Origin of the sequence: Cryobacterium gelidum, from assembly GCF_004403985.1 — a bacterium.
GTDB lineage: Bacteria > Actinomycetota > Actinomycetes > Actinomycetales > Microbacteriaceae > Cryobacterium > Cryobacterium gelidum.
Genome location: NZ_SOHL01000008.1, coordinates 83,740 through 102,922 on the forward strand (window position 1 = coordinate 83,740; position 19,183 = coordinate 102,922).

Genomic DNA, 19,183 nt, shown 5'->3' on the forward strand with positions numbered 1-19,183 from the left:
TGTGGGCGGTGAAGCGGGGAGTGACTGAGTTAGAGACCCAACTCAGTAAGTATGGGCAGTTTCTCGCGAACGATGCGACGGGCGTCCGTGGCCGAGTGCGCCGTCAGAGCCAGTGCGGCCAATCCCTGCGTCTCAATGAGCGTCACGCTCGCGAGCACGGCGGCCACGGCGGAGAGGGCCCGCGCGGTCATCGACAGGGTCGAGACACCGAGTCCGACCAGCACGACCGCCAGGGCGGGGTCGGCCGCAGCCTCGCCACAGACCCCGACAGGCTTGTCGTGTCCCTCGTCACGGGACCCGGCCACGGTCAACCGAATCAACTGCAGCACGGCGGGCTGCCATGGCGTGTTGAGGGAGGCGAGCGGGCCGAGCTGGCGGTCAGCCGCCATAGCGTACTGGGTGAGATCGTTGGTGCCGAGACTCACGAAGTCGACGTGCCCAAGAATACTCGCCGCGGTCAACGCGGCCGAAGGAACTTCGACCATGACACCGGGCGTCTGCAGCCCGGCGGCCTGGCAGAGGCCAGCGAAGTGCTCGGCCTCCTCGGCGGTGGAGATCATCGGGGCCATCACCCAGACCTCGGCTTCAGTTCCCTCAGCCGCCAGCGCGATGGCTGCAAGCTGACGCTCGAGCACCCCGGGAGACGATAAATCGGTGCGGTAACCGCGCACACCGAGCGCCGGGTTCGGCTCGGAGGCATCGGTCAGAAACGGCAATGGCTTGTCGGCGCCGGCGTCGAGGGTGCGCACGACAACTTTCTTGCCGGGAAAAGCATCGAACACGCCACGGTAGGCCTCGACCTGTTCCGCCAGCGACGGTTCGGTGTCGCGTTCCAAAAAACAGAATTCGGTACGCAGCAGGCCAACGCCCTGTGCGCCGGCCGCCGCGGCCTTGACCGCGTCCTTCGCACCGCCCACGTTCGAGAGCAGCGGAACTAGATGGCCGTCCTTGAGCCGCCCGGTCCCGTCGAACACGGCGAGGGCGGCGGTCGTCGTCGCCCACCCATTCGCGAGGGCCACCTCGTCAGCGCCCGGGTCGACCATAATGGTGCCGGCGGCCCCGTCGACGAAGACCAGGATGCCAGCGGCGAGGGCGTCGACCCCCACGGCGGCGACCACGGCCGGCAGCCCGAGGGCCCGCGCGATGATGGCCGTGTGCGATTGCGGTCCACCGCTCGAGGTGACCAGCGCGAGCACCTTCGCCGGGTCGAGGGTGGCGGTGTCGGCCGGCGCAAGGTCCTCGCCGACCAGAATGAATGGGGTGTCCGAATACGGAATTCCAGGGGCCGGAACGCCGCGCAGCTCGGCGACGATGCGCCCGCGCACATCAAGAACGTCGGTTGCTCGCTCGGCCATATAGCCGCCGAGGTTGTGCAGCATCTCGGCGACCGAGGCGGCGGCGTCCCAGATTGCGCGTTCCGCCGAGGTGCCGGTGGTGATGAGCTTGACGGCCGCTTTGATCAGCATGGGGTCGTTCGCCATCAGAGCCGTGGCCTCGAGTACCTCCCGGCCGGCGCCGGAGGCGCCGACCGAGCGAGTGGTGAGGTTGGTCTGCACGGCTTTCGCAGCGGCACGCAAGGCAGTGGATGCTTCCTCCGGCGACGTTCCCTCGGCCAGACGATCGCCCACGGCGGGCTCGCGCACGGCCTGGGGCATCAACAAAATGGAGCCGATGATGCGTCCGGGGCTGACTCCGACTCCAGCGAAGGTGCGGCCGGTTTCGGACTTGTCTGTACTGGCACTGCCTGGGAGCGTCTGCACGATCGTCCTCATTCCTTTGATCCCCAGCGGGCGGCTGGCGTCACTGTACTGCGTGTCGTTCCGCGCGGGTATCTAGTGCTTGTCGGGTCACGCGTTCACGAGAACGGCTTCCGGGGCATCAACCGGGCGCTTCCGCACCGCGTAACGCTTGAGCCCGACGACCGCGAACGCCGATACAACAGTACCGATCACGATCGCGAGCAGGAACAGCAGGAAGTTGTCGATGGCGAAGAACACGAATACTCCACCGTGCGGCGCCTTGCTCGTGATATTCCATGCCATCGACAGCCCGCCCGTGACGGCGGCGCCGAGCATGGCAGCCGGGATCACCCGGAAGACGTCGGCGGCGGCGAACGGAATGGCGCCTTCGGAGATGAACGAGGCACCAAGCAGCCAGGCCGCCTTGCCGTTTTCACGCTCGACCAGGCTGAACAGCTTCTTGTCGAGCACGGTGGCGAGGGCCATTGCGAGCGGCGGCACCATGCCGGCGGCCATGACCGCGGCCATGATCTGCCACGGCGCCTGGTTGGCCAGGCTTGCCGCGCCGAGGCCGGCGACGGCGAACGCGTAGGCGACCTTGTTCACCGGGCCACCGAGGTCGAAGGCCATCATGAGGCCCAGGATGACACCGAGAATCACAGCGGATGCCCCGGTCATGCCGTTCAGCCAGTCACCGAGACCGGCGGTCAGCAGCGCGATGGGCCCGCCGAGAACGATGAACATCAAACCGGAGGCGACGATCGACGCGATGAGGGGAATGATTACGACGGGCATCAGGCTGCGCAGCCAACGCGGAACGTTGAGCTTGGCGAATCTCGCGGCCACGACACCGGCGAGCAGACCGCCGACGATACCGCCGAGGAATCCAGCACCCATGAAACCGGCGACGGAGCCGGCGACGAAGCCCGGTGCTATACCGGGACGGTCGGCGATGGCGAAGGAGATGTAGCCGGCCAGCGCAGGAACCAGGAAGCCCATCGACAGGGCGCCGATCTTGAAGAAGACCGCCCCGAGATAGACACCCAACCCGCCGAGAACGTTCGCCCCGCCGTCCGGCAGATCGAAGAGGCTGTTGTTCAGCACGACCTTGTCGGCTACATCCGTGATCGCGTAGCCGCCGAGCAAAAAGCCGAGGGCGATGAGCAGGCCTCCGCCGGCGACGAAGGGGATCATGTAGCTGACACCGGTGAGCAGCGCGCGCTTGAGCTTCTGGCCCAGGTGCTCGCTCTTCTCCGTCGCGTCATTCTGGTCAACGGTTCCGCTGACCCGACGGGCATTCGGGTTGAGGGCAGCCGCGAGGGCCTCCTCGATCAACCGGCCGGGTTCGTCGATGCCGCGCTTGACCGGGGCGTTGATGACGGGCTTGCCAGCGAAGCGTTCCCGGCCGCGCACGTCAACATCGACGGCGAAGATCACAGCGTCGGCCGCAGCGATGACCGCGGGGTCGAGCGGGGTGAGGCCGGCCGACCCCTGCGTCTCCACCTGGAGGTCGACTCCAACCGCTTTAGCCGCGGCAACCAGGGAGTCGGCGGCCATGTAGGTGTGCGCGATGCCGGTCGGGCAGGCGGTGACGGCGACGATTCGCTTCATGCCGGTCCGTGCTGGACCGGTACCGGTATTGGCACTGTTACCGGCAGCGTGGGCGCCAGCGGCAACCGGTACGGGGGCAACCACGTTGTTGACGAGTTCGACGATCTGCTGCGTGTTCGATGCATCGCGCAGCGCAGCGGTGAAGTCCTTCTTCATGAGCGACCGGGCCAGCTTGGACAAAATCTTCAGGTGCTCCTGATCGGCACCGTCCGGTGCTGCAATGAGAAAGACGAGGTCGGCCGGGCCGTCTTTCGAGCCGAAATCGACCGGGGTCGACAGGCGCGCGAGCGCGAGCGTGGGCTCCAGCACGGCGGTGGAGCGGCAATGCGGGATAGCGAGGCCCCCCGGGATGCCGGTGGCGGTCTTCGCCTCGCGGGCGAGGGCATCCGCGTAGAGAGCCTCGATTTCCGTGGCTCGACCCGACGCGACGACGAGCTCGGCCAGGTGCCGAATGACGTCTTTCGGTTCGGAACCGAGATAGGTGTCCAGAGCGACAAGCTCCGGGATAATCAGTGCACTCACTGGTCATCCTCCTTTGGATGTGTGGCCAGTACCGGCCTGGGGGCCGGTACTGGGGCAAGGTCCGTCACGGTGACGGCGCCGGGGTTGGTTTGGTGCAGGGCGGGAACAGTGGAACCGGGTAGGGATGCTGCGGCGGCGCCGTGGGCGGTGGCTTGGCGCAGGCAGGCGGGGGCACTCGCGCCGAGATTGCTTTGCAGCAGGTAGCCGGCCAGGGCGGAGTCGCCGGCGCCGACGGTGCTGACGGCACGCATCGGGGGAGTGGTAGCGAGCCAGCTGCCCTCGGCGGTGACGAGTACGGCACCCTTCGCTCCGAGGGTCGCGAGCACGGCACCGACACCGCCGGCGATGAGAACGCGAGCCGCGTCGACCACGAGGTCGGGGTTCGCTTCAAGCGTGTCGCCGTCGAAGAGTCCACTGAGCTCGGCGAGTTCTTCGCCGTTGGGCTTGAGCAGATCGGGATGGGCCAGCGCCGCGGCGGCGAGGGGACCGCCCGAGGAATCCACGGCGACCTTCGGTGCGTCGCTGCCGAGTCGGGAGCGCAGCTCACGAATGATTCGGGCATAGAAATCGTCGGGCACGCCGGGTGGAACCGACCCGGCCAGCACGAGCCAGCTCGCGCCGACCGACTGCTGAAGCACGAGGTCGACGAGGGCGTCCTGCTGGGTGAGGCTCAGCACCGGGCCGGGTTCGTTGAGCTTTGTCGTGGTGCCGTCGGGTTCGGTGATCGCGACATTGCTGCGCAGCGGCTGGCCGATCGGCAGGCCGAGGTGCGGGATCTGGTGGCTGGTCAGGGCGAGCAGCACCGGATCGTCGGCGTCGCCCGGCAGAATGGCGAGGCTTCCGATGCCGCTCGCTTCGAGGGCGCGGCAGATGTTGACGCCTTTGCCGCCGGGTTCGCCGTGGGCAGCGACCGCCCGCTGCACCTCGCCGCGCGCGAGCGGGCCGGCCAGCTCGATGGTGCGGTCGAGGCTCGGGTTGGGGGTCAGGGTGACGATCATGCGATCACCACGTCGACCTCGGCCGCGGCGAGGGCGGCAGCAAGATCAGCGGATGGCGCAGCATCCGTTATCAGGGTATCGATCGCCGAGAGGGTGGCAAAGCACACCAGTGTTTCCTGGTCGAGCTTGCTGGCGTCGGCGAGCACGACGACCCGCCGGGCCGAGGTGACGATCGCCGACTTGACGGCCGCTTCGACCGAGTCCGGCGTACTGAGCCCGAACGCGGCGCTGATGCCGTTGGCGCCGATGAAGGCGATGTCGGGTCGGAGCGCACCGAGCTGCGCGACGGTGCCGGCGCCGACGATGGCGCTGGTCAGTCCACGCACGCGACCGCCGAGAATGTGCAGCTGGATCGTCTCGTTGCGGGAGAGCATGCCGGCGATCGGCACCGCGTTGGTGATCACGAGCAGCTGGTCACCGGTGACGGTGGGGATCCAGCCGGCCAGGCGGTCGGCGAGGCGCTCGGTGGTGCTTCCGGCGTCGAGCAGGATCGAACCGGTGCGGCTCGAGGGAATCATGCGCATGGCCGCGTCGGCAATGCGTGATTTTTCGTCGAGACGCTGCGTCTGGCGTTCGTCGAGGCTCGGTTCCGACAGGCTCAGGCGGTCGATGGCGACGGCTCCGCCGTGCACTCGGCGCAACTGGCGGGCGGCTTCGAGGGTGTCGAGGTCGCGGCGTACGGTCTCGGCGGTGACGGCGAATCGCGTGGCCAGGTCGGCCACGGTGACTCGGCCCTGGGTTACCACGAGTGCGGCGATCAAGAGTTGACGTTCTTCGGCGAACACGAATGCCTCCTCGACGGTGAGTGACATTGTCACAAAAAGTTGGATTCATTGACTTTAGCTGTGTTTATTTTTGTTTGTCAAGAAAAAAGAAGATAAACAAAGAATAAAGCTGAGCGGCCGGGCGCGAGCAGCGTTGCGCGGATGCGCGGTCGGCCCGGTCGGTGGGTCCTGTCAGTGGGCCCCGGTAGCGTGAATGGCATGAAGATTCTGCACACCTCGGACTGGCACATCGGGCGCACCTTCCACACCCATTCCACGCTCGAGCACCTCGGTGTCGTGCTGGATGCGCTCGTGCTGGTGGTGCAAGAGCGTGGTGTCGACGTCGTGGCTGTGGCGGGCGACGTATTCGATTCCGCCATGCCCTCAAAAGAGAGTTACGCGCTGCTGACCCGCGTGTTGCGGCGGATCAAAGCGGCCGGGGCATCCGTCGTGATGACGAGCGGCAACCACGATTCGGCCACCCGGCTCGGCTTTCAGTCGGAGTGGGCTGCCCTGGCCGGAATTCACATCGTGACCCGGCCCGAGCAGTATCTCGACCCGATCACCATCACCGACGAACACGGTCCGGTGCATTTCTACGGCATTCCGTACCTGGAGCCCGTGCTCATTCGCCACCGGCACCCCGGCGTGCTGTTGAAAACCCACGAGCAGGTTCTCAACTTCGCCATGACCCGCATTCGCGACGATTTGGCCGCCCGCGGGGGCCGCAGCCTCGTGCTCTCCCACTGTTTTGCGGCCGGCGTCGCCCCGGCCACCGAGTCGAGCGATGTGGAGCGCGATATCACCGCCGGCGGGCTCGACGTCGTGCCGCTGAGCGTGTTCGACGGCTGCGACTACGTCGCGCTCGGCCATATCCACGGGCGGGCCACTCTCACCGAGCGAGTGCGTTACTCCGGAGCGCCTCTGCACTACTCCTTCTCCGAGGTCGGCAAGCCGCGCGGAGCCTGGCTCGTCGAACTGGACGCCGCGGGCCTGGGCGCGGTCGAGTGGGTCGACCTGCCCGTGCCACGCCGGCTCGCGGTGCTCACCGGCGAACTCGTCGACCTGCTCGCTGGCGCGGCGTGCGCCGAGAACGAGAGTGACTGGGTGAAAGCCGTTCTCACCGACCAGGTGCGACCGCTCGAAGCCATGCGCTCGCTGCAAACCCGTTTTGCGCACGCGGTCGCGCTCGAACACCGCCCGGCGATTCGGGTTGATCCGGGCGACACCAGCTACTCCGAGCGCATCGGCGCGGCCACGAGTGACCCCGAGATCATCGCCGGATTTCTCGCGTTCGTGCGAAACGGGGTCGGGCCGACCGATTTTGAGAGTGCACTTGTGGCCGAACTGTTGACCGAACAGTCCGCGCAGGCGGTCAACTCATGAAAATTCTGCGCCTACGACTCGCCGGGTTCGGCCCCTTCAAGAACGAGCAGATCGTCGACTTCGAACGATTCGACGCCGACGGCATCTTCCTCATCTCGGGCAAGACCGGTGCCGGCAAGTCGAGTCTTCTCGACGCAATCTGCTTCGCCCTGTACAACTCGGTGCCGCGCTTTGACAGCGGTGAGCTCAAGTTGCGCAGCGACCATTGCGAGCCTGGCGACCCCACCTTCGTCGAACTGGACTTCAGCGTCGACGAGGCCCGGTATCGGCTGCGACGCAGCCCCGCCTATGAGCGACCGAAAAAGAGCGGAACCGGCGTCACCACGGCCGCTCCCACCGCGGTCTTGCAGGTGTGGGATGACGGCGACTGGCGTGGAATCGCGGCCAAGCTCGTAACCGTCGGGCACGAGCTCGATGCCATTCTGCCGCTCAAGGTCGATCAGTTTCTGCAGGTGATCCTGCTCGCGCAGAACCGGTTCCAACGGTTTCTGCTGGCAAAGACCGAGGAGCGCCGTGCGGTTCTGCGCAGCCTGTTCAACACGAGTCGGTTTGACCAGCTCGAGGCCGCGCTGATCCTGCGCCGCAAGGGTCTCGGGGAACGGCTCGCGATGGGCCAGCGCGACCTCGACGAGAACCAGGCGGCGGCTGCGCTGCTGTTGCAGAGCGAGGGTTCACTCGGCGCCCCCACCGCGCAGTGGTTCACCACCGCCCAACACGACCTCGTGACCCAGCGCGACGCGGCGACCGTGCTGGTCACACGCAGCAACGACCACCTGGCTGCGGCCACGGGCCGGCACGAGTCTCTCGTGCACACCCATGAGCGTCAGCTGCGGCGATCCAGCGCGATGACCGAGCTGACCGCGCTGCAAGCCAGACACGTCGACACCACCCGAGATCGCGCCGACCTGCAGTCCGCAGAGCGCGCGGCCCGGGTGTGGCCGCAGATTCGTGCGCGCCGCGATGCTGCGCTCGCCTGTGAGGTGGCAGAGGCGGCACTGGCGACGGCGCGGGCCGAGCGCCGGAAGAATCGAACGGCAGCGCCTCTGGCCGAAGATGCCGGTACTGCCGGTACTGCCGGTACTGCCGGCCTGCATCCGTCCGGTAGCGGTAATGACCACCCGCAAGCTCTGCCGCCCGAATCGCTCGAGCAGATCCAATCGGTGATTGACGTGCTGCTCGGCCGCCTCGGCGCTCTCGACAACGCCGTGGCCGATGAGCGCGCCATCCCCGGGCTCGACGTCGAGATCGCTGACCTGCTCGCGACACAGCAGGAGCATTCTCGTGCGCTCGATGCGGCGCGGGCGGAGTTGGAGGCCCTGCCCGAGCAGATTGCCACGCTCACGGCCGAGCACTCGGCGACTCTGCTGCTGGCCGCGCGCCGTCATGACACGACGATCGCGCTGGAGAGCGCACTGCTGACCCTTGAGGCCGCGCAGGCCGTCGACCAGCTCAGCGCCACCCTGCTCACCGCGCAGCAGGAGGAATTGACCGCGAGCGGCGACAACGCTGCTGCGGCCGCGCACTACGAGGGCGTGCTCGCACGTCGTTTCTCGGGTTTTGCCGCCGAGCTGGCCACCCGGCTGGTCACCGGCGACGCCTGCGCGGTCTGTGGGTCGACCGCGCACCCGCAACCAGCACGTCTCGAGCAAGAGTCGGTCGGGCCGCACGATTTGGAGGCTGCCCGCACCGCCGTTGCTGACCGGCAAGGTCAACTCGTGATCGCCCAGAGCGTCGTGCAATCGGTCGACCTTCGCCTCGCCGAAGCCCGCGCCCTGACCCGTGGCGGCGAGGTCCGTGCCCTCAAGGCCGAGCACGACGCGGCAACCACAGCGCACGAGCTGGCTGGCCGGGCCGCCACGCGGCTGCCCGCGATGCACGCCCAACTCTCTGATTTGCATGCCGCCATGACCCGGGCGGCCTCGAGCCTTGAGTCGATTCGGGAAGGCCGCGACCGCGCCGTCACGGCGCATGCCGCCCGGGTCAGTCAGCGAACGACCGTCGTCGACCGACTCACCGAGCAGCGCGGCGAGTTCGAGAGTGTTCAGGGGCAGGTCGGGTACCTGCGCGCTCACCTGGTCATCGCACGAACCTTGGCGGCAGCGTTGATGCTGGTCGACCAGCGCCGTGCGCACCGGGATGCCGCCGAGACACACCTGTTTGCGCAACTCGTTGACGAAGGCTTCCTCACTGCCGAAGCAGCGCAGGCCGCCAAGCTCGACCAGACCGAGATTGAGCGGCGTACGAATGCCCTGCGCGTGCACGATGACGCTCTGGCGGCGGCCCGCGCGACCCTCGCCCATCCCGACCTAGCCGACCTGCCCGACGAAACGGTCCTCCTCGAACCGTCCAGGCTCGCTGTCGTCGCCTCGAGCACGGCCCGCGACGCCGCGTTGACGACGCACGGTTCCCTGCTCGATCGCACGCGCGCCCTCGCGGCCATCGTGGGCCGAGCCGCCGCTGCGCTTGCGGTGTCTGGTGCGCTGCAATCCGATTACCAGCAGGTGCGCGAGTTGGCCGATGCTGTGCACGGTGACGAACCCAATACCAAGCGGATGCGACTGGAGAACTATGTACTGGCGGCCCAGCTCGAAGAAATAGTGGCGGCCGCCAACACGCGCCTACGCACCATGACCAGTGACCGCTACTCCCTCGAGCACGACGATTCGCTCGCCTTCGGCGGGGCACGGTCAGGGCTGGGACTCGCCATTCGCGATGAATACACCGGTCGCGCCCGCGCGACCCACTCCCTCTCGGGCGGCGAAACGTTCCTCGCATCCCTCGCCCTCGCTCTCGGACTGGCCGAGGTCGTGACCGGGCAAGCCGGCGGCATCACGCTCGATACGCTGTTCGTCGACGAGGGCTTCGGCTCGCTCGACAGTGAAACCCTCGAGACGGCCATGAGTACACTCGATACCCTACGCGCCGGCGGACGTACGATCGGCCTGATCAGCCACGTCGATTCCATGAAGGAACAGATTCCGGCGGCGCTGCGTATCACGGTCACCGACGCGGGCTACAGCCGAATCGAGGCTGACCAGCCGCCGAGTGACCCCGGTGGCGGCGGCCAGTCGTGACGGGGTTGGCCGCAGGTCTTGCCGTTCCGCTGCGACCCTGTCACGATCGATGCGTTGCTGCAACGAAGCGCGCCGCGCCAGGGAGCCCGAATGAAGAAGATCCTCTACATCGACCTCGACAACACCCTCGTCAACGTGCAGTCGGGAATCGACCGACTCACCAACGCCGAGTACATCCGTTATGAGAAGCGGCTCGACGAAGTGCCTGGCATTTTCGCCCGGATGGAACCGATCAGCGGTGCCATCGACGCCTTTCACACGCTCGCCCAGTCCTTCGACACCTATATTCTCTCCATGGCTCCCTGGGGTAATGCGAGCGCCTGGCAGCACAAGCTCGAGTGGGTGCAGGAACATCTCGGAGCTGATACCGGCGGACCGGCCTACAAACGGCTGATCATCTCGCACCACAAGCATCTCAACCGGGGTGATTTTCTCGTCGACGATGGGTCAGCCATTGGTGCTGACCGGTTCGAGGGCGAGTTGATCAAGTTCATGACCCCGATGTTTCCCGACTGGAATACGGTGACCCGCTACCTGCTGGAACGAGCCGACAGCGCACCGTGCCCAGCGCGTGCACCTCGGTCGCTGCACCGATCTGCTCGGCAGGACTCGGCGGCGCTGCCTTGCTGACTCGGACGGCCGATAAGACATCGTTTAAATGTCCTGAGTAGGGGTTTACCCACCTGTAAATCTGGGGTAATCTCACTTTCAGGCAGGCGCTCGTCGGACGCGGTGATTTACCTCGACCGCTCCGCGCCACCAGACGATTGGGTGAAGACGATGGTGGAACTGAAGAAGATGACAGAACTGAAATCGGACTTCGTTCCGATGGGTGAAGTCAGTGCGGATGAGCGCTCCAGAATGGCTTTTGGTAAAGCTGGCGTGCACCGCGACGATCGTTACGCCGTCGCCGTGAACGCTGAGGGTGAAATTCTTCTGACTCCACTGGTATCCATTCCCCGTCGCGAGCTCTTGGTGTGGGACGACGAAGTTATCCGCGCCGCCCTGGTGCGTGGCCTCGAGCAGAGTAGCAACGACGAGACGAGCGAGGGCGGCGACTTCACCCGGTACGCCGACGAGGAGCCGGAGGAGACAGCAGCGTTCGACGCGCCGAAGCCATGAGCTTCACCCTGCTCCTCACGCGGGAAGCGACGTCGGGGCTGTCACTTCTCGAAAAGAAACCACAGTTGATCGGTCGCCTCCAACGGGTTCGCACTGCGCTCGGTCGCCTGCAGCTGAATCCTGACGACCCCGCATTACGCTCGCACAAGTACGTGTCCCTGGCTGGCAAGAAGGGCGAGACCGTCTGGGACTCCTATATCGAGAACCAGACGCCCACGGCCGGGCGCATCTACTGGCACTACGGCCCTGGTCTCGACCGCATCACTGTTGTCAGTATCACGCCGCACGGGTAACGATTTTGGTGCCAGCTGCCAAATCCTAGAACGGATTGAGCAGCCGGTGCAGAAACTGACGGGTACGTTCCTGCTGCGGATGCCGCAGAAGCTGTTTCGCGTTGCCGTGCTCGACGATGGTACCGCCATCGACAAAGGCGATTTCATGCGCGACCTCGCGAGCGAATTCGAGTTCGTGGGTGACGATCACCATGCTCCAGCCCTCATCGGCGAGTTCCTTGATCAGGCGCAGTACGTCGCCGACCAGCTCGGGATCGAGAGCGGATGTCGGCTCGTCGAACAGGAGCAGTTGCGGCCGCAGGGCGAGCGCCCGCACGATGCCGACCCGCTGCTGTTGGCCGCCGGACAGTTCAAACGGATAGCTGTCGCGCTTGTCGGTGAGGCCGACCCGCTCGAGCAGGGCAAGCGCCTCGGTCATGACCTCGGCCACCGGGCGGCGCTGCACGACCACAGGCCCCTCGATCACGTTCTGCAGCACGGTTTTGTGTGGAAACAGGTTGTAGTGCTGAAACACCATTGCCGATCGGTCGCGCAGGGCACCGAGCTCTTTCGGTGAGGGGCTCGCGGCAAAATCTATGGCCATCGATACGGCGGAGGTGGCCCCCCGGCGGCCGCCAGTGCCGGTACCAACACTGTCGGCATTGGTGGGGGCCGCCGCGACCTCAATCGTGCCGCCCTCGGGCAGTTCCAAGCCATTCAGGCAGCGCAAGATGGTCGTCTTGCCCGAGCCGGACGGTCCGATCAGCGCGAGCACCCGACCTCGGCCGACCGTCAAATCCACCGAGTCCAGCACCCGGTCGCTGCCAAAACTCTTCTGCAGTCCGCGCACGCGGAGCAGGGAGGGTGCCCCAGCGTCCGCCCTGGAAACCGGCTCGGCCGGCAGATCAGCGGGCGACATAGCGGTCCAATCTCTTTTCGAGAAACCCCTGGCCGGTGGAGAGCACCAGGCAGATGACCCAGTAGATGAGGGCTGCTTCAAGGTAGAGCAGCATGAATTTCTGGCTGAAGGCCGTGATCTGTTGCGCCTCACGGAATAGTTCGGTGACCAGAATCAGGGAGGCGAGTGAGGTGTCCTTGACTAGGCTGATGAACGTATTCGACAGGGGCGGCACCGAAACCCGGGCAGCCTGCGGCAGGATGATGCGGGCGAGGGCGCGGCTGTGGGACATGCCGATCATGTAGGCGGCTTCCCACTGGCCCTTCGGCACGGAAAGAATCGCTGCGCGGATGACTTCGGCGGCATAACCGCCGACGTTGATGGAGAAGGCGATTACAGCGCTTGGCCACGGTTCGATCGTGACGCCGATCGACGGCAGCCCGTAGAAGATCACGAACAGTTGCACGAGCAGCGGCGTGCCGCGCACGATTGAGATGTAGCCGCGGGCGATGACGGAGAGGACACGTTTCGCCGACAACCTCATGAGCGCAAGCACAAGCGCGAGCACGAGACCGATCGCGAACGACGTGAGGGCAAGCGGGATCGTGCCGCGCACCGCGCCGTCCAGCAGTGGCCAGAGCGAGCTGACGAACAACTCCCAATCAGGCTGAATCATCGAATAGTCGAGCTATTGGCTGACGTCGGCGCCGAAGTACTTGTCGGAGAGCTCGGCGAGCGTTCCGTCGGCGGTGAGGGTCGCGAGCGCCTCGTTCACGGCCTCGGCCAGCGCGGTGCCGTCTTTCGCGAAGGCGAATGCACTCTCCGAACGTTCCGTCGTCTCGGCGGCGATTTTCAGGTTGTCGGCGCCGGTGGACTTCTGGTAGTCGAGGAAGGTCAGTTTGTCGTTGACCGTGGCATCCACTCGACCCTGCTCGACCAGGGTGACCGACTGGGCCCAGCCCTCGACGGCTTCGACGGTTGCACCGCTCTCGGTGGCCAGCGCGTTCCAGTTGCTGGTCAGCGACTGCGCCGTGGTGAGGCCCTTGAGGCTGGCGAACGACGTGATCGACGTATTGTCGGCGGGAACGACGATGACGCCGGTGGAGTAGGTATAGGGCGTGGAGAACTCGTACGAGCCCACGCGTTCCGGGGTGATCGACACTTGGTTGGCGATCATGTCCCAGCGGCCGGCGGTGAGGCCGGCGAAGATGGCGTCCCACTGGGTTTCTTCGAACGCGGCGTCGACGCCGAGCTCGGCGGCGACAGCTCGCGCCACCTCGACATCGTAGCCAGTGAGCTCGCCCGAACCGCCTTCGTGGAACGAGAACGGCCGATAGGTGCCCTCGGTGCCGATCACGAGCGTGCCGGAGTCGAGTACGCTGCTGAGGGAATCGTCGGTGCCGGTTGCGCTGTCGCCGTTCGACGCGGAGCAGCCGGTGAGGGTGAGGGCGACGACGGACAGCACAGCGGCCGGAATAAATCTGAGCTTCATCAAAGAAACGCCTAACGAACTAGTTGGGGCGAGCGCGGGTTGTGCGGGTGCCGCTCCAGAATGTGCGGAGGCCGCGGTTATCGACGTCCTTAGCGTAACAAGTCGCTACCGGCCGCGAATATTCCGGTTACGTCCGATGGCGCAGCGACATGATTTCTGCCGCTATGAACGCAGGGCCAGAGTGAACGGCAGCACCGCAGAGGCACCGTGCTGGCGCAGCACCCGGGCCGCCACCGTCACGGTCCATCGGCTGTCAGCCAGGTCGTCAATGAGTAAGACGGGGCGACCGGCGAACGGGGCGAGCGCAGCGGCGAGTGCGGGGCCGACCGCAAAGCGGTCCCACACGCCCTGCAGGCGGTAGGCGCTGTTGCCGCCGGGTTCCCCGGTGGGACCGCCGTTGGCCCAGTCCAGGGCGCCGAGCCAGGGCAGCCGGCCCACGTCGGCCAGCGATCGGGCCGCCGAATCAATGAGCAGCGGATGCCGCCGCGATGGCATCGAGACGATGGCCGCCGGTCTCTCGGCCCACCCCCACTCGGCGAGCACGCGCACACAGGCGGCCAGCATGGCCGGCGAGGCCGGGGCATCCGCGGCCTGGGTGCCGAACAGATCACGCAGGGGGCCGCCCCAGCCGAGGTCGGTCAGCCGGGCCAGGGCGCGTCCGGGCTCGGCGCGTTCGGCGAGCGGGATCTTTCCGCTGGCCGCGACGCCGAGGCTGCTCATGCCGGTGGGCCACTGGGCACGCACATCGATGGTGACGCCGACCCGGTCGAGCGATTGCGCAGCCTTGGCGTCGGATCCCGCGGCCAGATCGACCGGATACCAGACGCCGCGGCAGTTGTCGCAGCGGCCGCAGGCCACGGCGGTATCGTCATCGAGGGCGCGCTGCAGAAACTCCATACGGCAGCCAGCGGTGCTTTCAAATTCGAGCATCGCCTGTTGCTCGCCCAGCCGCGCCGCGGCGATGCGTTCGTAGCGCTCAGCGTCGTAGACCCAGGGCTGCCCGGTGGACTGCCAGCCCCCCTTCACCCGGTGCACCGCGCCGTCGACGTCGAGCACCTTGAGCAGCAGCTCGAGCGGGGTACGCCTGAGGTCGACCCTGGCCTCGAGGGCCGGCGTCGACAGGGGCGTGCCGGCGGCGTCGAGCGCGCCGATCACGGCCAGGGCCTTCGCTTGATTGGGCATCGAGGCGGTTGCGAAATAGTGCCAGATCGCTTCGTCTTCGGCCCCGGGTAGCAGCAGCACGTCGGCCGAGGCAGTGGCCCGGCCGGCACGGCCGACCTGCTGGTAGTACGCAACGGGGGAGGACGGTGCTCCCAGGTGCAGGACAAAGCCGAGGTCGGGTTTGTCGAATCCCATGCCAAGGGCACTCGTGGCGATCAACGCCTTGACCTGGTTGGTCTTGAGCAGCCCCTCTGACTCTTCGCGTTCGGCCGTGTCGGTCTGCCCGGTGTAGGCGCGCACCGCGTGTCCGGCCTCTCGCAGCAGCCGGGCGGTGTCCTCGGCGGCCGCCACGGTCAGGGTGTAGATGATGCCGCTGCCCGGCAGGTCGCCAAGGTGACTGAGCAGCCAGGCCAGACGGGCGCGCGAATCGGGCAGGCGCAGAACGCCGAGCCGCAGCGAGGATCGGGCGAGCGGGCCGCGGATTGTGACGACCTCGGCGGCACTGTCGGTGGTGCCAGCGCTTGCGAAACCGGCGGCGACCATGCCCACCTGTTCCGCGACATCCTGTACGACGCGGCTGTTGGCGGTCGCCGTCGTGGCGAGCACGGGCACGCCCGCCGGCATCTGAGCGATCAGGTCGCGCAGGCGGCGGTAGTCCGGGCGAAAATCGTGGCCCCAGTCGGAGATGCAGTGCGCTTCGTCGACCACGAGCAGGCCGACCCTGGCGATCAGGGCGGGCAGCTGCTCATCGCGAAAAGACGGATTGTTCAGTCGTTCGGGCGAGACCAGCAGCACATCGACCTCGTCGGCGTCGAGCTGGCGCAACACCGTGGTCCACTCGTGTGCGTTCGACGAGTTGATCGACACCGCCCGGACGCCGGCGCGGGCCGCGGCGGCGACCTGGTCCCGCATCAGGGCCAGGAGCGGCGACACCAGAATAGTCGGGCCGGCGCCCTGGCGCCGCAGCAACAGGGTCGCGACGAAGTACACGGCCGATTTGCCCCACCCGGTGCGCTGCACGACGAGGGCGCGCTTGCGCTGGTCGACGAGGGTGTCGATCGCCTCGTATTGTCCGTCGTGAAAGGCGGCGTCCTCATGCCCTACGAGGGTGCGCAGAATGGCCAGAGCGGATGCGCGGGTGTCGGTCATCCTTCAAGGGTGCCAGATAGCGCCGACACTGCCCGCCTCGCCGCATCGCATGCCGGTCTGGGGATCACGAGGGTGGTGCTGGGGCGTGGTGCACCACGCGTGTCGCGGGACATTCATTGTCTCCGAACGGGATCGCTCAGTAGGCTCGGTGGGTGAACGTGATTCAGGAGATCGAAACGCGACTGCCGGAACAGGCCGTCGGCGGTTTCCGTCGACTTATCGGGCAGGCCAGGGTGGGCGACCCAATCCTGCTGCAGCAGCGGGCCATGGCGCGCATGATCGCTCCGGCGCAATGGATTTTGAACCGGGTCGGGGCCGACGGCATCCGGTTGACCAAGGCGGGACACCTGCCGCCGGCGGTCATCGTCGAAGCGTCCGCCGAGCTCGACTGGGGCTGGCCGATCAGCGTCAACCGCGAGGTGCACCTGCGTCCGTTGCAGGAGCTGCGTGGGCACCTGCGCGCTGTCGGACTGCTGCGGGTCAGCAAGGGGACGCTCGTGCTCACCGTCAAGGGGCGCGCCCTCGCGCAAGATCCCCGTGAACTCTGGTGGCATCTCGCCCGCACCATTCACCACAGTCGTACGCCTGCTGTGAGCGACGCCACCCGCCTGCTGCTGTTGTTCGTCGCGACCCGCGACCTGGCTCGCCGCGAGGACTACCTCACGACCCTGTCGCGCTCGCTTGGCTCGCTCGGCTGGGTGCAGTCCGACGGCCAGGAACCGACGACGCAGTCGGTCTGGCACCTCGTCGACACGAAATGGAACCTGCTCGACCGCCTCGGGGTATTCGAACAGACCGAGGCTTGGCACGGCGACCGCGGCACGGTCACCGTCGGTGGTGCTGCCTTCGCGCGCGCAGCGCTGCAGTCCGACGCACCGAACGACGTGTCGTCCGATTAGGCAGCGTCTCGGAGCCAACGGGAAGTTGACCGGCGGCTGACCGCGGCATCCGCTGCCCTGCACGGGTGGTTGGATGGACGAATGGACGCAACGCCCGACTACATCGCCGATTTCTCCGCCTTTCTCGCAGCGTCACCATCGTCGTACCACGCTGCGGCCGAAGTCGCCCGGCGCCTCGACGTTGCCGGCTTCACCCGGCTGATCGAGTCTGAGAACTGGATCGACGCTGCCGCCGGCCACTACGTCGTGCGCGACGGCGCCGTCATCGCCTGGTCACAGCCGGTCGGCGCCGGGCCAACCACACCGTTTCGCATTCTCGGTGCCCACACCGACTCCCCGGGTTTCAAACTCAAACCCAAGCCCACGATCGGCGCGCACGGCTGGCTGCAGGCCGGCGTCGAGGTGTACGGCGGGCCGCTACAGAACTCGTGGCTGGACCGCGAACTCGAACTCGCCGGCCGTCTGGTCACCCGGGACGGCACCGAGCGCCTCGTGCGCACCGGGCCGTTCCTGCGCATCCCGCAGCTCGCCGTGCACCTCGATCGCGAGGTGAACAACGGTCTAACCCTAGACCGGCAACGCCACCTCACGCCCGTCTTCGGTGTCGGTGATCCGTTCGAGGCTGACCTGGTTGCGCACCTGGCCGGTCTGGCGGGAATTTTGGCAGCGGATGTCGCCGGGTACGACATCCTCACCGCCGACACCCAGGCGCCCGCCACCTTCGGTCTCGGCCACGAGCTGTTCGCCGCCGGCCGCCTCGACAACCTCTCCTCGGTATACGCCGGGCTGCGCGCCCTGATCGAACGCAGCAGGCACGACGCGCACACCGGCCCGATCAGCGTCCTCGCGGCCTTCGACCACGAGGAGCTCGGCTCGCAGTCCCGCTCCGGCGCGAGCGGCCCCTTCCTGGACGACATTCTCACCCGCATCGGCCACGGCCTCGGCGCGACCGGGTCGGACCGGCTGCAGTCCTACGCCGAGTCGTGGTGCCTCTCCGCTGACGCCGGGCATGCCGTGCACCCGAACTATCGCGAGCGCCACGATCTTGCCAACACCCCCATTCTCGGCGGTGGTCCGTTACTGAAAATCAATGCCAACCAGCGCTATGCGACGGATGCCCACGGAGCCGCCCTCTGGGCCCGCACCTGCGCGCAGGCGAACGTCCAATATCAGGAATTCGTCTCGAACAACACGGTTCCCTGCGGATCAACCATCGGGCCACTGACCGCGACGCGGCTCGGCATCCGCGTCGTAGACGTGGGTGTGCCGCTGCTGTCCATGCATTCCGCGCGGGAACTGTGCCACGTCAATGATCCGCCGGCGCTCGCGGCGGCGACCGCGGCCTTCTTCGCACCCGAGGTCTAATCCGTGCACTTATAGACACCGTAACTATCAGATAGTTATACTATCTATATGAAGATGGCCGAGTTGAGCGCGGTGAGCGGGGTGAGCGTCGCCACCGTCAAGTTCTATCTACGCGAAAACCTGCTCGCGGCGGGGGAGCGCACCGCGCCCAACCAGGCGGATTACGGCCCTGCGCACGTGGCCAGACTGCGTCTGATCCGCAGCCTGATCGAGGTTGGCGGCCTGGCGGTCGCCGACACCCGCGAGGTGCTCGCCGCCATCGACTCCGACCTGCCACTGCAAGACACTTTCGCGATCGCACAGCGCACGGTGTCGGAACGTATCGACCCTGCCGGCATCGACCGCCACGCGCTCGATCGAGTTGACGCGGTTCTCAACGGATGGCTCGTTTCCGCCCACAATCCGGGTCGCCTCGCCGCCGCGCGGGTCATCGAGTCGCTCGATGAGGTCGGTCAGCAGGATGCCCGCGGCTGGCTCACCCGCTACGCACACGCCGCTCTCTTGGTCGCCGAAGCCGATATCGACGAGATCGCAGCCCTCCCCGACCGAGCCGCCCAGGCCCAGACCGTTGTCGTGGGAACCGTGCTCGGCGACGCTCTGTTCTCAGCATTGCGCCGTGCCGCCCAGGAGCACGTCTCCGCACTGCGCTATTCCGCCGTTCCCGCGCGCGACCACCAGACCCCGTAACACCGCCCCGTCCCGAGACCGAGGCGCTCCACAACCCGGACCGA

Annotated in this window: 16 protein-coding genes; 8 read left to right on the plus strand and 8 right to left on the minus strand. The window is 66.8% G+C overall.

Annotated elements, in window-relative coordinates; genetic code table 11:
* Positions 1–29: 29 nt before the first annotated feature.
* The 4 genes from ptsP to E3T50_RS04600 form a co-directional block, all read right to left on the minus strand.
* Positions 30–1,772, minus strand: coding sequence for a phosphoenolpyruvate--protein phosphotransferase (gene ptsP / locus E3T50_RS04585; protein WP_134550793.1), 1,743 nt, complete (start codon positions 1,770–1,772; stop codon positions 30–32).
* 75 nt (positions 1,773–1,847) lie between these two features.
* Positions 1,848–3,872, minus strand: coding sequence for a PTS fructose transporter subunit IIABC (locus E3T50_RS04590; RefSeq protein WP_134550794.1), 2,025 nt, complete (start codon positions 3,870–3,872; stop codon positions 1,848–1,850).
* Positions 3,869–4,870: a 1-phosphofructokinase family hexose kinase gene (locus E3T50_RS04595; protein ID WP_134550795.1), complete on the minus strand. Its 1,002-nt coding sequence runs from the start codon at positions 4,868–4,870 to the stop codon at positions 3,869–3,871. The genes E3T50_RS04590 and E3T50_RS04595 overlap by 4 nt, the downstream gene beginning before the upstream one ends.
* The gene (locus E3T50_RS04600; RefSeq protein WP_134550917.1) at positions 4,867–5,655 is read right to left on the minus strand and encodes a DeoR/GlpR family DNA-binding transcription regulator; all 789 of its coding nucleotides are present in this window, start codon (positions 5,653–5,655) and stop codon (positions 4,867–4,869) included. Before E3T50_RS04600 ends, E3T50_RS04595 begins: the two co-directional genes overlap by 4 nt.
* Positions 5,656–5,853: 198 nt before the next feature.
* Between E3T50_RS04600 and E3T50_RS04605 the strand changes: the two genes are divergently transcribed.
* The 5 genes from E3T50_RS04605 to E3T50_RS04625 all read left to right on the plus strand — a co-directional run bounded on the left by E3T50_RS04605 (position 5,854) and on the right by E3T50_RS04625 (position 11,509).
* Complete coding sequence (locus tag E3T50_RS04605; RefSeq protein ID WP_134550796.1) at positions 5,854–7,020, plus strand: exonuclease SbcCD subunit D; 1,167 nt, start codon at positions 5,854–5,856, stop codon at positions 7,018–7,020.
* Positions 7,017–10,094, plus strand: coding sequence for an AAA family ATPase (locus tag E3T50_RS04610; protein ID WP_134550797.1), 3,078 nt, complete (start codon positions 7,017–7,019; stop codon positions 10,092–10,094). Before E3T50_RS04605 ends, E3T50_RS04610 begins: the two co-directional genes overlap by 4 nt.
* A 90-nt stretch (positions 10,095–10,184) precedes the next feature.
* Positions 10,185–10,724 (plus strand): 5' nucleotidase, NT5C type, encoded by a 540-nt coding sequence (locus tag E3T50_RS04615; protein WP_134550798.1) that lies wholly within the window; start codon positions 10,185–10,187, stop codon positions 10,722–10,724.
* A gap of 168 nt (positions 10,725–10,892) precedes the next feature.
* A complete protein-coding gene (locus tag E3T50_RS04620; protein ID WP_134550799.1) occupies positions 10,893–11,216 on the plus strand; it encodes a hypothetical protein in 324 nt (107 codons plus the stop codon).
* The gene (locus tag E3T50_RS04625; RefSeq protein ID WP_134550800.1) at positions 11,213–11,509 is read left to right on the plus strand and encodes a hypothetical protein; all 297 of its coding nucleotides are present in this window, start codon (positions 11,213–11,215) and stop codon (positions 11,507–11,509) included. The genes E3T50_RS04620 and E3T50_RS04625 overlap by 4 nt, the downstream gene beginning before the upstream one ends.
* Before the next feature lie 25 nt (positions 11,510–11,534).
* Here the strand turns inward: E3T50_RS04625 and E3T50_RS04630 are convergent, their stop codons facing one another.
* The 4 genes from E3T50_RS04630 to E3T50_RS04645 form a co-directional block, all read right to left on the minus strand.
* On the minus strand, positions 11,535–12,407 hold the full coding sequence (locus tag E3T50_RS04630; protein WP_134550801.1) for an amino acid ABC transporter ATP-binding protein: 873 nt from the start codon (positions 12,405–12,407) through the stop codon (positions 11,535–11,537).
* Positions 12,394–13,062, minus strand: coding sequence for an amino acid ABC transporter permease (locus E3T50_RS04635; protein WP_134464338.1), 669 nt, complete (start codon positions 13,060–13,062; stop codon positions 12,394–12,396). The genes E3T50_RS04630 and E3T50_RS04635 overlap by 14 nt, the downstream gene beginning before the upstream one ends.
* Positions 13,063–13,074: 12 nt before the next feature.
* Positions 13,075–13,878, minus strand: a complete 804-nt coding sequence (locus tag E3T50_RS04640) for an amino acid ABC transporter substrate-binding protein (RefSeq protein WP_134464336.1) — start codon at positions 13,876–13,878, stop codon at positions 13,075–13,077.
* A 162-nt stretch (positions 13,879–14,040) separates the two neighbouring features.
* A complete protein-coding gene (locus E3T50_RS04645) occupies positions 14,041–16,188 on the minus strand; it encodes a RecQ family ATP-dependent DNA helicase (protein WP_134550802.1) in 2,148 nt (715 codons plus the stop codon).
* A gap of 152 nt (positions 16,189–16,340) precedes the next feature.
* On the opposite strand from E3T50_RS04645, the gene E3T50_RS04650 reads away from it, so the two are divergent.
* The 3 genes from E3T50_RS04650 (at position 16,341) to E3T50_RS04660 (ending at position 19,139) form a co-directional block, all read left to right on the plus strand.
* On the plus strand, positions 16,341–17,087 hold the full coding sequence (locus tag E3T50_RS04650) for a hypothetical protein (protein WP_134550803.1): 747 nt from the start codon (positions 16,341–16,343) through the stop codon (positions 17,085–17,087).
* An 81-nt stretch (positions 17,088–17,168) separates the two neighbouring features.
* On the plus strand, positions 17,169–18,452 hold the full coding sequence (locus tag E3T50_RS04655) for a M18 family aminopeptidase (protein WP_134550804.1): 1,284 nt from the start codon (positions 17,169–17,171) through the stop codon (positions 18,450–18,452).
* Positions 18,453–18,500: 48 nt separating this feature from the next.
* Positions 18,501–19,139, plus strand: coding sequence for a MerR family transcriptional regulator (locus E3T50_RS04660; protein ID WP_134550805.1), 639 nt, complete (start codon positions 18,501–18,503; stop codon positions 19,137–19,139).
* Positions 19,140–19,183 lie beyond the last annotated feature (44 nt).

Excerpts from the sequence above, each read along its gene's own strand:
- ptsP (WP_134550793.1), bottom strand. The coding sequence starts at position 1,772 with ATGAGGACGATCGTGCAGACGCTCCCAGGCAGTGCCAGTACAGACAAG.
- E3T50_RS04595 (WP_134550795.1), bottom strand. The coding sequence starts at position 4,870 with ATGATCGTCACCCTGACCCCCAACCCGAGCCTCGACCGCACCATCGAG.
- E3T50_RS04605 (WP_134550796.1), top strand. The coding sequence starts at position 5,854 with ATGAAGATTCTGCACACCTCGGACTGGCACATCGGGCGCACCTTCCAC.
- E3T50_RS04610 (WP_134550797.1), top strand. The coding sequence starts at position 7,017 with ATGAAAATTCTGCGCCTACGACTCGCCGGGTTCGGCCCCTTCAAGAAC.
- E3T50_RS04615 (WP_134550798.1), top strand. The coding sequence starts at position 10,185 with ATGAAGAAGATCCTCTACATCGACCTCGACAACACCCTCGTCAACGTG.
- E3T50_RS04620 (WP_134550799.1), top strand. The coding sequence starts at position 10,893 with ATGACAGAACTGAAATCGGACTTCGTTCCGATGGGTGAAGTCAGTGCG.
- E3T50_RS04625 (WP_134550800.1), top strand. The coding sequence starts at position 11,213 with ATGAGCTTCACCCTGCTCCTCACGCGGGAAGCGACGTCGGGGCTGTCA.
- E3T50_RS04630 (WP_134550801.1), bottom strand. The coding sequence starts at position 12,407 with ATGTCGCCCGCTGATCTGCCGGCCGAGCCGGTTTCCAGGGCGGACGCT.
- E3T50_RS04635 (WP_134464338.1), bottom strand. The coding sequence starts at position 13,062 with ATGATTCAGCCTGATTGGGAGTTGTTCGTCAGCTCGCTCTGGCCACTG.
- E3T50_RS04640 (WP_134464336.1), bottom strand. The coding sequence starts at position 13,878 with ATGAAGCTCAGATTTATTCCGGCCGCTGTGCTGTCCGTCGTCGCCCTC.
- E3T50_RS04645 (WP_134550802.1), bottom strand. The coding sequence starts at position 16,188 with ATGACCGACACCCGCGCATCCGCTCTGGCCATTCTGCGCACCCTCGTA.
- E3T50_RS04655 (WP_134550804.1), top strand. The coding sequence starts at position 17,169 with ATGGACGCAACGCCCGACTACATCGCCGATTTCTCCGCCTTTCTCGCA.
- E3T50_RS04660 (WP_134550805.1), top strand. The coding sequence starts at position 18,501 with ATGAAGATGGCCGAGTTGAGCGCGGTGAGCGGGGTGAGCGTCGCCACC.